This window comes from Streptomyces sp. TLI_55 (genome assembly GCF_900206255.1).
Taxonomy (GTDB): Bacteria; Actinomycetota; Actinomycetes; order Streptomycetales; family Streptomycetaceae; genus Streptomyces; species Streptomyces aquilus.
Genome location: NZ_OAOJ01000001.1, coordinates 3537446 through 3550508 on the forward strand (window position 1 = coordinate 3537446; position 13063 = coordinate 3550508).

A 13063-nucleotide genomic window follows, 5' to 3' on the forward strand; every position below is an offset into this window, starting at 1 on the left:
GGGACGGCCCATATGCCGGACGCCTTGAGCGGCAGCGACAGGGGGCACCACGAGAACTCCCTGCGCTGGACGTCCTCGGGGGTGGTCAGCCGACCTTCTCGAACTCCGGCTCGCGGCGCTCGGCGATCTGCGGGTTGCGGCTCTTGAGGACGACCCAGCCGATGCCCAGCGCGACCGCCCAGCCCGCCATCACGTACAGGCAGACGCGGGAGTCGGCGTCGTACGCGATGAGGCCCGTGACGAAGAGCAGGAACACGATGGCGACGTACGAGCACTTCGCGCCGCCCGGCGCCGGGAAGGACGAGGCGGGCAGCCGGCCGGCGTCGACCGCGCGCCGGTACAGCACATGGCTGACCAGGATCATCAGCCAGGTCCAGATGCCGGCCGCGGTGGCCACCGAGGTGACGTAGCCGAACGCCTTCTCCGGGACGATGTAGTTGAGGACCACGCCGATGCCCATGAAGGCGACCGAGACCGCGATGCCGAGGGCCGGGGTCTTGGTGGACGACAGCTTCTTGAAGACCGCGGGGGCCTCGCCGCTCTCGGCCAGGTTCCGCAGCATGCGGCCGGTGGAGTACATGCCGGAGTTGCAGGAGGACAGCGCGGCGGTGAGGACCACGAAGTTCACGATGCCCGCGCCGGCCGGGATGCCGATCTTGGCGAAGGCGGCGACGAACGGGCTGACGCCCTCGCCGAACTCGGTCCACTTCACCACGCACAGGATGACGGTGAGCGCGCCGACGTAGAACAGCGCGATACGCCACGGGAGCGTGTTGATCGCCTTGGGGAGGGTCTTCTCCGGGTCCTCGGACTCGCCGGCGGTGACACCGACCAGCTCGACGGCGAGGTAGGCGAACATGACGCCCTGGAGGGTCATCAGGGACGAGCCGACACCCTTGGGGAAGAAGCCGTCGAAGGCCCAGAGGTTGGAGACGGCGGCGGTGTCACCGGCGGAGCTGAAGCCGAAGGTGAGCACCCCGAGACCGATGACGATCATGCCGATCAGGGCGGTGACCTTGACCATCGAGAACCAGAACTCCAGCTCGCCGAAGAGCTTCACGGAGATCAGGTTGACCCCGAAGAGGATCACCAGGAAGACCAGGGCGGTCACCCACTGCGGGATGTGCGGGAACCAGTAGTTGACGTAGATCGCCGCGGCCGTGAGCTCGGCCATGCCGGTGACGACCCACATCAGCCAGTACGTCCAGCCGGTGAAGTAGCCGAAGAACGGGCCGAGGAACTCGCGGGAGTACTCCGCGAAGGAGCCCGAGACCGGGCGGTAAAGGAGCAGCTCGCCGAGGGCGCGCATGATGAAGAAGATGATCACGCCCGCGAGGGCGTACATGAAGATGAGGCTGGGACCGGCCTTGGCGATGTTCGCCCCGGCTCCCAGGAACAGACCGACGCCGATGGCGCCGCCGATCGCGATCATCTGGACCTGGCGACTGCCGAGGCCACGCTCGTAACCCTCTTCGGAAGAGTTCTCGACCTGAGCGGAGGTCATAAGTGTGGTGCGCCTTTCTCCATACCGAACCGGGCCTCTCGTCGGCCTCGGATCGGTTCTCGATCCCCCCGGATACTGGAGTTTTTCTGCCTGGCCGGTGGTTACCGGCTCGGTGGCGCACCCGACCGAACATACGGGTGGTGTTCGTCGGGCGGTCGTGAAGATTTATCACGGCCGCAATATTGATCACCTGTGCGAGATGTGACACAGGACACAGGGAGAAGCGGACAAAGCGCCGCCTGGACGGGCATACGAGACCGTCGCGGTGACGCGATCGTTATCCGGATTTGAGCGTCCGCTGAGCGAACACAAAAACATCACAAACTACGGCAGAAGGGTGGAGACGAGCGTCTCCTGCAACCCGCCCAGCCACAGATACGCCATCACCATCGGCTTGCGCGGATCCTCGTCCGGCAGCCGGTAGAGGAGGTCCGTGTCCTCCTCGTCGGTGATCTCCAGCCGCGAACCGATCGCGAGGCGCAGGTCGTTGAGGGAGCCGAGCCACTGCCGGGACTCGTCCGCCGACAGCTTCAGCACCGCCCCGCCGTCGCCCGCCGGACTCAGCGCGTCCAGGGAGCGGATCACCGCGAGGGCGTTGTCGCGCTTGCCGGCCCTGAGGTCGTTCTCGGTGTAGCGGCGGAACTCGGACGAGTACGCGCGCTGCTCCTCCGCCTCCTGGGCCTCCGGGGTGCCCTCGGGGTCGCTGTAGGCGTCCGGGAAGAGCCGCTTGAGCACCGGGTCGGAGGGCGGTTCGCTCGGCCCCTCGGCGAACAGCTCGGCGAGCGGGTCGTCCGGGGCGTCCTCGCCGGGTCCGGGGCCGATGAGTTCCAGGAGCTGGACGGCCAGCGACCGGATGATGGAGATCTCGACGTCGTCGAGGGCGACGGCCGCGCCGCCGCCGGGGAGCGGTTCGAAGGTGCCTGGCATCAGAGGGATCGCTACTTCCGGTCCTGCTGGAGGGTGGCCCACAGTCCGTAGCCGTGCATCGCCTGCACGTCGCGCTCCATCTCCTCGCGGGTTCCGCTGGAGACGACCGCCCGGCCCTTGTGGTGGACGTCGAGCATCAGTTTGGTGGCCTTGTCCTTCGAGTACCCGAAGTAGGTCTGGAAGACATAGGTCACGTAGCTCATGAGGTTGACCGGGTCGTTGTGGACGATCGTGACCCAGGGGACGTCCGGCTCGGGGACGGCGAAGACCTCTTCCGCCGACTCGGTGCGTTCGATCTCTACGGGAGCGGGTGACGTCACAGAGCCCATGCTGCCACGGCCCCCACAAATCGTCACACTGACGCGAAGGGGTGTAGCATCCTCGCCATGAACACAGCGGACCTTGGGCTGCCGGTGGACGTTCCCTCGACGGCGCTCTTCACGGATCAGTACGAGCTCACGATGTTGCAGGCCGCGCTGAAGGCCGGTACCGCCGAGCGGCGGAGCGTCTTCGAGGTCTTCACCCGGCGGCTGCCGGACGGGCGGCGCTACGGGGTCGTGGCCGGGACCGGGCGGGTCCTGGACGCCGTCGAGAACTTCCGCTTCGACGCGGACGTCCTCGGCTTCCTGCGGGAGCGCGGCATCGTCGACGAGCCGACCCTTCAGTGGCTGGCCTCCTACCGCTTCTCGGGGGACATCTGGGGCTACCCCGAGGGCGAGGTCTACTTCCCGGGCTCGCCGATCATGCGGGTGGAGGGGTCCTTCGCCGAGTGCGTGCTGCTGGAGACCGTGATCCTCTCGATCCTCAACCACGACTCCGCGATCGCCGCGGCCGCCTCGCGCATGTCGTCCGCCGCCGGGGACCGCCCGCTGATCGAGATGGGCGCCCGCCGCACCCACGAGCTGTCCGCCGTCGCCGCCTCCCGCGCCGCCTACGTCGGCGGCTTCGCCTCCACCTCCGACCTCGCGGCCGGCTTCCGCTACCACATCCCCACCGTCGGCACCTCCGCCCACGCCTTCACCCTGCTCCACGACAACGAGCGGGACGCCTTCCAGGCCCAGGTCAACTCGCTGGGCCGCAACACCACCCTGCTGGTCGACACGTACGACGTGGCGAGCGCGGTGCGTACGGCGGTGGAGGTGGCCGGGCCCGAGCTGGGCGCCGTACGGATCGACTCGGGCGACCTGCTGCTGGTCGCGCACCGGGTGCGGCAGCAGCTGGACGAGCTGGGCGCCCGGGACACGAAGATCATCGTGACCTCGGACCTCGACGAGTACGCCATCGCCTCGCTCGCGGCGGCGCCCGTGGACGCGTACGGCGTCGGCACCCAGCTGGTGACCGGCTCCGGGCACCCGACCTGCTCGATGGTCTACAAGCTGGTTGCGCGGGCCGAGTCCGCCGACCCCAAGGCGCCGCTGGTGCCGGTCGCGAAGAAGTCGTCCGGCGGGAAGACCTCGATCGGCGGGCGCAAGTGGGCCGCGCGGCGGCTCGACGAGGACGGGATCGCGGAGGCCGAGGTCGTCGGCACCGGGCCCGTACCGCCCGAGCTGGCCGACCGGCAGCTGCTGGTGGAGCTGGTCAAGGGCGGGGACGTGGTGGCGCGGGAGTCGCTGGACGTCGTACGGGACCGGCACACGGCCGCGCGGGACGGGCTGCCGCTGTCGGCGACCCAGCTCTCGCGCGGGGAACCCGTCCTTCCGACGGAGTACGTGCACGGGCGGTCGGGTAGCCAGTAACGGTGCGCCCGCCCGCAGTGTCACAAGCCGTATCGCCGGAACGCCGAAGTCTCTAGGCTCGTAAGTTCACCAACAGTCGAAGGACACCCACCATGCGCCGCGCCTTGATCGTCGTCGACGTCCAGAACGACTTCTGTGAGGGGGGCAGCCTCGCCGTGGCCGGGGGTGCCGATGTGGCCGCCGCCGTCACCGAGCTGATCGGACAGGCGGCGGGCTCCGGCTACCAGCACGTCGTGGCCACCCGCGACCACCACATAGCGCCCGGCGGCCACTTCGCCGACAACCCCGACTTCGTCCACTCCTGGCCCGCGCACTGCGTCGCGGGCACCGAGGGCGTGGGCTTCCACCCGAACTTCGCCCCGGCCGTCGCCTCCGGCGCCATCGACGCGGTCTTCGACAAGGGTGCCTACGCGGCCGCCTACAGCGGCTTCGAGGGCGCCGACGAGAACGGCGTCGCGCTGGCCGACTGGCTGCGCGCCCGGGAGGTCACCGAGGTCGACGTGGTCGGCATCGCCACCGACCACTGCGTGCGGGCCACCGCGCTGGACGCGGCGCGGGAGGGGTTCCGTACGCAGGTGCTGCTGGACCTGACCGCCGGGGTGGCCGCCGAGACCACCGAGCGGGCGCTGGAGGAGCTGCGGGCGGCCGGGGTCGAGCTCTCCGGCAAGCCCGTCGTCACCTGATCACGCCGGGGCCGCAGGGCGCCGCAGCAGCGCCCTGATCGGGTGCCACAGCTCCTGGGCCAGCTCCGGGCCCGGCGCCACGACAGCGTTGTCAGGGGCCGTCCGCCATATCAGGCCGTCCGGGTGATGGAGTACGGCGGTGATCTCGTCCGGCGTCGGCGGGGCCGCGTTGCCCCGCAGGTAGACGGCCCGCAGCCCGAGGTTGCGCAGCCTGGTCAGGGCGCGCGCCCGGTTCTGGGCGTGGACGAGGACACGGACGCAGTCCGTGCCGTCGGCGGCGGGTCTGGGCAGGTTCAGCGCCACCACCACGCTGCCGGTCGGCAGCTTGCAGAAACCTCCTGCGGCCATGCAGTCACACCCCCGTGTGCACCGGTGTCAATAAGAAAGTCATCAGGTGGCACCTAAACACGATCGGCGGCGACCCGCCAGGGGGTCGCCGCCGATAGCCTTCTGACCTGCGGAAATACGAGCTACTTCACCGCGGGGCCGACCTCGATGGAGATCGTGGAGCCGTTCTTGGCCTCCTTGACGATCTTGATCTTGGTGTTGGTGTCAGTGACCCGGACGCCCGCGAAGGGGGTCGTCTCGTCGTAGTAGGTGCTGGTGTGGTCGTTGAAGACCGGCACCCCCTTCGACGACGGGATCCTGGTCGCGACGTCCGCCTTGTGCAGCGTCATGCCGTCCGTGCGGTACAGACTGAACGGCGAGTCGTAGGACTGGAGGCGGCTGCTCATCGCCGTGCCGTCGGACCACTTCAGGGCCTTCGCGTGGGAGTCGATCGGCAGGACGAGACCGGTACCCGGGTGGGCGCTGGTGTTGTTGTCCGCCTGGGAGGTGTCCCACTTCCAGATCAACAGGCCGTTCTGGTAGGCGTAGTGCTCGACCCAGCTCGGACGGGTCGTGGAGAAGCCGAAGTTGTACGGGCCGACCTTCAACGTCTTGTCGTACGACACGTACTGGCGGTTCTCGGCGATGTAGTACTGCGCGTAGTCCTTGGTGAAGGACGCGCCCACGCGGGAGAAGCCCTTCGCCGTCCAGGCCGCGTCCGCGGTCTCGGCGTCGTCGCTGAACAGGGCGGCGCCGTCGGCGGTCACGGAGATCCGGTCGGCCGTGAAGCCCTTGCCGGCCACACCGCCGTCCGAGGAGTAGCGGAAGCGCACGTCGATCTTCTGGCCGGCGTAGGCGTCCAGCGGGAACGACAGCTTCTTGTACGTCTCCGAGGAACCGGTCAGCACGGGCTGACCGCTGGCGTCCTTCGGGAGGGCCGTGCCGTCCGCGGTGCCGTCGACGGGCGTCCACTTGGTGCCGCCGTCGGTGGAGACCTCGGTGTAGACGAAGTCGTAGTCGGCCTCGGTGTCCCACCAGCCGTCCAGGGTCAGCGTCGCCGCCGACTTGCCGGTGAGGTCCACGGAACGGGACAGCGTGTTGTTGAGGCTGTTGCCGCTGCCGCTCCACCACTGGGTGGCGCCCTGGGCCGGGGTCACGATCTCGGTGGTGACCGCCTTCTTGGGCAGTTCGACGACCAGACCCTGCTTGTTCTTCGTGTTGTACTCGGCGATGCCCAGCCGGTGCTTGGACTTGGTCGCGGCCTTCGCCACGTCGTAGTCCAGCCAGCCCAGCTGGAGCTTGTCCCAGGCGGTCATGTCGCCGGGCAGGTCACCGATGGCGTCCTTGCCGGTGCCGAGCCAGGAACCGGAGGACATCAGGGTCCAGAAGCCGGTGGAGTTGTCACCGCCGCCGGAGGTGTCGTAGTGGTCCGGCAGACCGAGGTCGTGGCCGAACTCGTGGGCGAAGACGCCGAGTCCGCCGTTCTCCGGCTGGATGGTGTAGTCGCCGACCCAGATGCCGGTGTCGCCGACCTGGGTGCCGCCGAGCAGGTTGCCCGCGGGGCCGGAGTTGCCGGCGTCGGTGCCGAAGGCGTACCAGCGGTGCGCCCAGATGGCGTCCTCGCCCTGCGCGCCGCCGCCCGCGGACTCGTCCTCACCGGCGTGCACGATCTGGAAGTGGTCGATGTAGCCGTCGGGCTCGTTGAAGTCGCCGTCGCCGTCGAAGTCGTAGCGGTCCCACTGGTCGAACTGGGCGAGGTCCGCCTTGATCTGCGCGTCGGTGCGTCCCGCCGCCTTCTGCTGGGCGACCCAGGCCGTGACGCCGTCCTGCACCGCGTTCCAGGCACAGGTGCCACAGGAGTTCGAGCCGTAACGGGCCTCGTTGTAGGGGACCTTGACCCAGTCGGTGACCTCGCCCTCGACCGAGTAGCGGCCCGAGGACTGCTTCTCGTAGTAGGTCTTCATCGACGCGGTGCCGTCGCCGAAGTAGAGGTCCTTGTAGTGGGCGGTGTTGTAGTCCGCCTGCCACGCCGTGGAGTTGTCCTGGGCGCGGTCCGGCTGGGCTATCTCGTTGTGGGCGGGGCCGGCCGTGCCGCCGTAGCGGGGGTCCGTCTTGTCGCCGAACTCCACGAGGATCGTGAAGATCTTGTCGGTGCGCTCCCGGCCCAGTTCGACGTACTTGCTGTCGCCCTTGCGGCTCTTGAGCGCGACGACCTGCGAGCCGTTGCGTTCGGTCACCTTGGCGTCGCCGGATATGACCTGCTTGAGCGCCTCTTCGCGCTGCGCCTCCTGGGTCTTGGAGAGCGGGCCGTCGAAGTCGTGTTCCTTCGTCGTCTTCGCCGGCTGCGGGTCGGTCCGGTTCGCGGTGGCCGACTGAGGGGCGGCGGTACTGGCCTGGGCGACGGCGAACGTGGAGAACGTGGCGGTCGCGGCGGCCAGCGCGACGGTGGTCGCCGCCGCTCTGAACGTCCAGGATCTACTGGTCACTTGAGGTCCTCCCCCGCGTTCGGGCGCGCGGGGGCAGGAGGGGTCCTGGTCATGGAGGGTCCGCGCGCGCGTGATCAACGCGTGTAGTCAAGTGACGTCATTTGACTAGAGGTTCAGAAGAAAAGACAGATCTTGACCTGAGCAGGACAAGTGCGCTATGCGGAGTTGGCGTCCGCTTTACGAACGTCTCGGGCCCCGGTCGACCGGCGCTCGACTCCGTCCACTGGATGGACGGCATGAATCCGTGCGCCCCCCGTGCACCGGTACTGTTGGTTAGGTCACGCTTACTGTTCGTTCCGCTCGGGCATGCACGCGAATAGAGTCGATTGGCGGAACGTTCGAAATTCGGCGGAAAGCCAGGCCGACACCCCCGTGGACCCCCACTTCCGAGGACACGATTGCCATGCCTCGTCCGACTGCCGCACAGCTCGCCTACGGTTCGTTCACCGTGATCTTCTCGACGCTCGCCATGCTGCTGCTGTCACAGACGAGTTCGGGGCTCGGGATCGCGGTCATCGCCGTCTCGGCGCTCGCGCTCGGGCTCCTCGTCGCCGTGACGGTGCCGATCCCCAAGTCGCGTGTGGTCGCGGTGCAGAAGCCCGCCGAGGTCGCCGCGGCGGCCCCGGTGGCGGCCGAGGAGCCCGTGGCCGCGGTGGCCACGAGCTCCCGGAAGGCTGCCTGAACCCGACGTACGGCGGTGACGGTGGCGGTCAGCCGGTGCTGACCACCACCGTCTTCGCCGCCTTGTCGTGCAGGCCCTGCTTGTAGGGCCTGTCGAAGAAGCTCCAGCCGCCCGCGATCGCGGTCCAGATGCAGGCGCAGCAGAACGCGAACGGGATCCACAGCACCAGGGAGCGGATCAGGGCGGTCTGCACGGAGGGCGTGGAACCGTTCTCCAGGTTCGCCACCCGCATCTTCAGCCACTTCTTGCCGAGCGTCTGGCCCGACTTGGTGATCATGAAGGTGTCGTAGCCGATGTAGAGCAGGGCAGCGACCAGCGACTGCGCGAAGGACTTGCCGTACTCCACCTTGTCGGCGTTCACGTCGTACTCGTTGACCCCGAAACCCCAGGTGAGCAGGGCGACGACGATTCCGACCAGGATCATGTCGATGATCCGCGCGAGCGTGCGCCGGCCGCTGTCGGCGAGCGGGGGCATGCCGGCGAGGGGGTCGGCGGGGTAGCCGCCACCGCCGTAGGGGTCACCCCCGCCGTACGGCGGGGGCGGGGGCTGACTGCCGTACGGCGAACCGGAGTCGCCCGACGGCGGGGGCTGCTTCCTGAACGGGTCGTCTTCCGGCGGCGGCTGGCCGGAGCCGGGGGGCGGTTCGCTGCTCATGGCCCGAGTCGACCGCGAACCCCCGGGCTCCGCATCCGGCGAGCGGCCGTCCGGAGTACGGAATCCGTTGCCCCGTCCGCGGTATCCGGCTATCCCGCTACGAACGTATGTGCGGCCTTGTCGTGCCAGCACTGGCGCCACGGCTTGTCGAACAGGCCCCATACGACGCCCACGACACCGATCGCGAGCAGGCCGGGGACGCTGTAGACCAGCCAGCGGCGCAGGGCCGCGCCGAAGGACGGGGGTTCGCCGCCCTCGATGTCCCGCACCTCCAGGCCGAGCAGCTTCTTGCCGAGGGTGCGGCCCCACTTGGCGGTGGGCAGCGCCTCGTAGAGGACGCCGAAGAGGAGGAGGACGGCGAGGATGACGCCGAGGTACGTCGACGTCGTGCCGTCCAGCAGCCAGACGGTGACGGTCTCGCCGCTGAGCTTCGCCGCGTCGATCTTCTCGTCGACGTGGTCGAGGGCCTTGGTGCCGAGCGGTACGGCCGCGACGGCGGTGACGCCGAGCACCACGACCGTGTCCAGCAGCCGCGCCACCAGCCGCTTGCCGAGGCCGGCCGGACGGGCGGAGGCCTGACGCCGGGCGGCGGCCTGGAAGATGTCGTCGACGGGCGGCTTCCAGGGCACGACGGGCTGGTCCTCCGCCGACGCCCCGGCCAGCCGATGCACCTGCTGCGCCCAGGAGGGCTGCCCACCACCGGGGCCGCTGCTCATGGGGGCGGAGGCGGGGGTGGGCTGCTGCGGGACGGAGGGCGTGGCGGGGGCGGCGGGGCCGACGGCCGGGTTGGCCTGCTGGGGGCCGGAGAGGGCGGTCGGGGCGGCGGAGGCGGGGGCCTGGGCCGCGGCACCTGCCTGCGCCTGCGCGGCGGCAGCCCGCTCGGCAGCGGCCTTGCCGGCACCGAAGCCGGGGGCTGCGGGGGTGGAGGTGTCGGGGGCGTTGAAAGCGGGGGCGCCGGGGGCGTTGAAAGTGGCGGCGCCGGCTGCAGGGGCGCCGGGGCCGGAAGAGGCCGGGGCATTGAAAGCGGGACCCCCGGAAGCGGACGGGCCGGACGCCGGGGTGCCGGGCCCCCCGGAAGCAGGGGCGCCGGGAGCGGAGGAGCCCGGGGCGTGGAAAGCGGGTCCGCCGGACGCGGGGGCGCCAGGGCCGGCTGGGGCGGCGGAGCCCGGGGTGCCGGGAGTCGGGGTGCCGAAGGGGCCCGGCGTCGGACCGGCCCCGTGTGCGCCGGCCGTGCTCCCTCCCTGCGCCCCGCCCTGCTGGGCCGTGCGCGGGGGTACCGCACGGAAGGTCATGGTCCCCTCGTCACCCACGGGGCCACCGGGGCCTGGGACACCGGGAGTCGCGGCGCCGAAGGCCGGTCCACCCGACGCACCCGCGCCGCCCTGCCCGGATCCCCCCTGCTGTCCCGTCGTAGGCCTGCGGAACACGAACGTGTTGCCCGACGGGACGTCAGAGGCGTCCTGGGCGGGTGGGATCGTCGCCGTGCCGTCCGTGCTGGACGTCTCGGACGGGACGCGGGGGTCGGGGCCGGTCGGCGCTCCCCAGGAGACGCGGCGGTCCTGGTCGCCGCCGAAGCCGGACTGCCGTCCCCGGTCGGCGCCCCAGGCCGACGCCGGCTCGGGGCGGCTGCCGTGCTGCGCGTCGGACGGGGAGGCCTGCGGCTGCGGGTCCTCGTCGAAGAAGTGCGGGCCCGTCTCCTCCACGGGCGGCACCACGCCACCCGCAACACCCGTACCCGCGCCCGAACCCGCACCCGGCGGCGACGGCGGGGTGCCGTCCGCCGGGGCCGGGCGGCTGGTGCCCGGGACCCAGGCGGCGCCGTTCCAGTAGCGGACGTAGCCGGGGATGGACGGGTCCGGGTAGTAGCCCTCGCGGGGCCTGTCGTCACCGGGGGCCGGGGTTGGGGCGCTCATGTCCGTCGTCCCGTATCTGCTCGGGGGTGAATATGGGGGGCTCCACATCTATCAGACCGGCGCAACCCCCCACCGCCAGTCCCACCGGACCCATACCTTCGAGCGTCCGGAAAAAGCGTCCGGAAAAAACTTCTCCGAACCCGCGTAATGCTTCCGCCCTCTCCCCGCTCTCCACCCGTGCGGGCCCACCACAGGGCCGCGCAGGAGCGGAGAGGAACGACCGACATGCACTACACCGTGGTGGAACGCGAGCTGGAGCTCAAACTCATCCTGTCGCCGGAGCGCAGCATCCCGGTGCCGGCCCTGCTGAGCTACCGCACCGACGATCCGTACGCCGTCCACGTCACCTTCCACATCAACTCCGACCACCCGGTGAACTGGACGTTCTCCCGCGAGCTGCTGGTGGAGGGGGTGTTCCGGCCGTGCGGGCACGGCGATGTGCGGGTGTGGCCGACGAAGTCGGAGGGCCGCAGCGTCGTCCTGATGGCGTTGAGTTCACCCGACGGGGACGCCCTCCTGGAGGCGCCCGCCGCGCAGGTGTCCGCCTGGCTGGAGCGGACGCTGCGGGTGGTGCCCCCGGGGACTGAGGGCGAGCAGCTGGGGATCGACGACGCGCTCGACCAGCTGCTCGCCCAGTGAGCCGGACTCGCGAAGGGTCAGAACAGCTTGCCCGGGTTCAGGAGGCCCAAGGGATCGAAGACCTGCTTGATCTGCCGCTGCATCTCCACCCCGACGGGGCCGAGTTCGCGCGCGAGCCACTCCTTCTTCAGCACGCCCACCCCGTGCTCGCCGGTGATCGTGCCGCCGAGCTCCAGGCCGAGGGCCATGATCTCGTCGAAGGACTCGCGGGCGCGCCGGGACTCGTCGGGGTCGGCGGCGTCGAAGCAGACGGTGGGGTGGGTGTTGCCGTCGCCGGCGTGGGCGCAGACCCCGATGGTGAGGTCGTACTTCCCGGCGATCCGCTCGACCCCTTCCAGCATGTCGGCGAGCCGGGAGCGGGGCACGCACACGTCGTCGATCATCGTCGTGCCCTTGACCGCTTCCAGCGCGGTCAGCGAGAGCCGCCGGGCCTGGAGGAGCAGCTCGGACTCGGCGGCGTCGTCGGCCGGGACGACCTGGGTGGCGCCGGCGGCCTCGCACAGGGCGCCCACGGCGGCGAGGTCGGCGGCCGGGTGCGGGGTGTCGAAGGCGGCGAGCAGCAGGGCCTCGGTGGTCTCCGGGAGCCCCATGTGGGCGATGGCGTTGACGGCCTTGACGGTCGTACGGTCCATCAGTTCGAGGAGGGACGGGACGTGCCCGCCCGCCATGATCCGGCACACGGCGTCGCAGGCCGCGGCGGCCGAGGCGAACTCGGCGGCCAGCACCAGCTGCTGCGGCGGCTGCGGCCGGAGGGCGAGGACCGCCTTGACGACGATGCCGAGGGAGCCCTCGGAGCCGACGAACAGCCGGGTGAGGTCGTAGCCGGCGACGCCCTTGGCGGTGCGCTTGCCGGTGGACATCAGGCGGCCGTCGGCGAGGACGACGTCGAGGCCGAGGACGTACTCGGCCGTCACCCCGTACTTCACGCAGCACAGGCCGCCGGAGGCGGTGCCGATGTTGCCGCCGATGGTGCACATCTCCCAGCTGGAGGGGTCCGGCGGGTAGTAGAGGCCGTGTTCGTTGACCGCGCGGGAGAGGGTCGCGTTGATGACGCCCGGTTCGACGACGGCGATGCGCTCGACCGGGTCGATCTCCAGGATGCGGTCCATCTTGGTGAGGGACAGCACGATGCAGTCGTCGGTGGCGTTGGCGCCGCCGGACAGTCCGGTGCGGGCGCCCTGCGGGACGACCGGGACGCGCAGTTCCGTGGCGATGCGCATGACGTGCTGGACCTGCTCGACGGTGCGCGGCAGGACGACGACCGCGGGCGCGCCGGCCGGGCAGAAGCTGGCCATGTCGTTGGCGTAGGAGGCCGTGACGTCGGGGTCGGTCAGGACGGCCTCGGTGGGCAGACCGGCCAGGAGCCGGTCGACGAGGTTTCCGGTGACTTCGTCGCGGGGCGCTTCGATGCGGCTCATGATCACAGCGTCGCACCCGGGGCCATCGGTGTGAACCCCGTCCGCACCGGCCTTCGCATACGGGGATGTGGTCGTCGTATTGACGACAGTGAG

General features: G+C 70.3%; 12 protein-coding genes. 4 read left to right on the top strand and 8 right to left on the bottom strand.

The genetic code is table 11. The features are described from left to right. Positions 1 to 85 precede the first annotated feature (85 nt). The 3 genes from CRP56_RS16320 to clpS all read right to left on the bottom strand — a co-directional run bounded on the left by CRP56_RS16320 (position 86) and on the right by clpS (position 2760). The gene (locus tag CRP56_RS16320; RefSeq protein ID WP_097264684.1) at positions 86 to 1504 is read right to left on the bottom strand and encodes an amino acid permease; all 1419 of its coding nucleotides are present in this window, start codon (positions 1502 to 1504) and stop codon (positions 86 to 88) included. A gap of 324 nt (positions 1505 to 1828) precedes the next feature. Next, entirely contained in the window at positions 1829 to 2431 is a 603-nt protein-coding gene (locus tag CRP56_RS16330) for a DUF2017 domain-containing protein (RefSeq protein WP_097264686.1), read from the bottom strand. Between the two features lie 11 nt (positions 2432 to 2442). After that, positions 2443 to 2760 carry an ATP-dependent Clp protease adapter ClpS gene (gene clpS, locus CRP56_RS16335; protein WP_097264689.1) on the bottom strand — a complete coding sequence of 106 codons (318 nt, stop codon included), beginning with the start codon at positions 2758 to 2760 and terminating at the stop codon, positions 2443 to 2445. A gap of 57 nt (positions 2761 to 2817) precedes the next feature. Here clpS and CRP56_RS16340 point away from each other — a divergent pair, with 57 nt between their 5' ends. Continuing rightward, the gene (locus tag CRP56_RS16340; protein WP_097264691.1) at positions 2818 to 4167 is read left to right on the top strand and encodes a nicotinate phosphoribosyltransferase; all 1350 of its coding nucleotides are present in this window, start codon (positions 2818 to 2820) and stop codon (positions 4165 to 4167) included. A 92-nt stretch (positions 4168 to 4259) separates the two neighbouring features. Then, positions 4260 to 4850, top strand: coding sequence for an isochorismatase family protein (locus tag CRP56_RS16345; RefSeq protein WP_097264693.1), 591 nt, complete (start codon positions 4260 to 4262; stop codon positions 4848 to 4850). Here the strand turns inward: CRP56_RS16345 and CRP56_RS16350 are convergent, their stop codons facing one another. Then, complete coding sequence (locus CRP56_RS16350) at positions 4851 to 5198, bottom strand: hypothetical protein (protein WP_097264696.1); 348 nt, start codon at positions 5196 to 5198, stop codon at positions 4851 to 4853. It lies immediately after the preceding gene. A gap of 122 nt (positions 5199 to 5320) precedes the next feature. After that, entirely contained in the window at positions 5321 to 7663 is a 2343-nt protein-coding gene (locus CRP56_RS16355) for an immune inhibitor A domain-containing protein (RefSeq protein WP_097264698.1), read from the bottom strand. 403 nt (positions 7664 to 8066) lie between these two features. Between CRP56_RS16355 and CRP56_RS16360 the strand changes: the two genes are divergently transcribed. Continuing rightward, positions 8067 to 8345: a hypothetical protein gene (locus tag CRP56_RS16360; RefSeq protein WP_097264701.1), complete on the top strand. Its 279-nt coding sequence runs from the start codon at positions 8067 to 8069 to the stop codon at positions 8343 to 8345. A 28-nt stretch (positions 8346 to 8373) separates the two neighbouring features. Here the strand turns inward: CRP56_RS16360 and CRP56_RS16365 are convergent, their stop codons facing one another. Together CRP56_RS16365 and CRP56_RS16370 are read right to left on the bottom strand one after the other, a co-directional pair. Beyond that, a complete protein-coding gene (locus CRP56_RS16365) occupies positions 8374 to 9000 on the bottom strand; it encodes an RDD family protein (RefSeq protein WP_097264703.1) in 627 nt (208 codons plus the stop codon). Between the two features lie 89 nt (positions 9001 to 9089). Continuing rightward, a complete protein-coding gene (locus CRP56_RS16370; protein WP_097264705.1) occupies positions 9090 to 10913 on the bottom strand; it encodes an RDD family protein in 1824 nt (607 codons plus the stop codon). 225 nt (positions 10914 to 11138) lie between these two features. On the opposite strand from CRP56_RS16370, the gene CRP56_RS16375 reads away from it, so the two are divergent. After that, complete coding sequence (locus CRP56_RS16375) at positions 11139 to 11552, top strand: SsgA family sporulation/cell division regulator (RefSeq protein WP_097264707.1); 414 nt, start codon at positions 11139 to 11141, stop codon at positions 11550 to 11552. 17 nt (positions 11553 to 11569) lie between these two features. Here the strand turns inward: CRP56_RS16375 and CRP56_RS16380 are convergent, their stop codons facing one another. Further along, complete coding sequence (locus tag CRP56_RS16380) at positions 11570 to 12976, bottom strand: FAD-binding oxidoreductase (protein WP_097264709.1); 1407 nt, start codon at positions 12974 to 12976, stop codon at positions 11570 to 11572. Positions 12977 to 13063 lie beyond the last annotated feature (87 nt).

What these genes read in the sequence shown, in the direction of transcription:
- clpS (WP_097264689.1), bottom strand. Translation starts at nt 2,760, where the DNA reads ATGGGCTCTGTGACGTCACCCGCTCCCGTAGAGATCGAACGCACCGAG.
- CRP56_RS16360 (WP_097264701.1), top strand. Translation starts at nt 8,067, where the DNA reads ATGCCTCGTCCGACTGCCGCACAGCTCGCCTACGGTTCGTTCACCGTG.
- CRP56_RS16365 (WP_097264703.1), bottom strand. Translation starts at nt 9,000, where the DNA reads ATGAGCAGCGAACCGCCCCCCGGCTCCGGCCAGCCGCCGCCGGAAGAC.
- CRP56_RS16350 (WP_097264696.1), bottom strand. Translation starts at nt 5,198, where the DNA reads ATGGCCGCAGGAGGTTTCTGCAAGCTGCCGACCGGCAGCGTGGTGGTG.
- CRP56_RS16340 (WP_097264691.1), top strand. Translation starts at nt 2,818, where the DNA reads ATGAACACAGCGGACCTTGGGCTGCCGGTGGACGTTCCCTCGACGGCG.
- CRP56_RS16345 (WP_097264693.1), top strand. Translation starts at nt 4,260, where the DNA reads ATGCGCCGCGCCTTGATCGTCGTCGACGTCCAGAACGACTTCTGTGAG.
- CRP56_RS16370 (WP_097264705.1), bottom strand. Translation starts at nt 10,913, where the DNA reads ATGAGCGCCCCAACCCCGGCCCCCGGTGACGACAGGCCCCGCGAGGGC.
- CRP56_RS16320 (WP_097264684.1), bottom strand. Translation starts at nt 1,504, where the DNA reads ATGACCTCCGCTCAGGTCGAGAACTCTTCCGAAGAGGGTTACGAGCGT.
- CRP56_RS16330 (WP_097264686.1), bottom strand. Translation starts at nt 2,431, where the DNA reads ATGCCAGGCACCTTCGAACCGCTCCCCGGCGGCGGCGCGGCCGTCGCC.
- CRP56_RS16375 (WP_097264707.1), top strand. Translation starts at nt 11,139, where the DNA reads ATGCACTACACCGTGGTGGAACGCGAGCTGGAGCTCAAACTCATCCTG.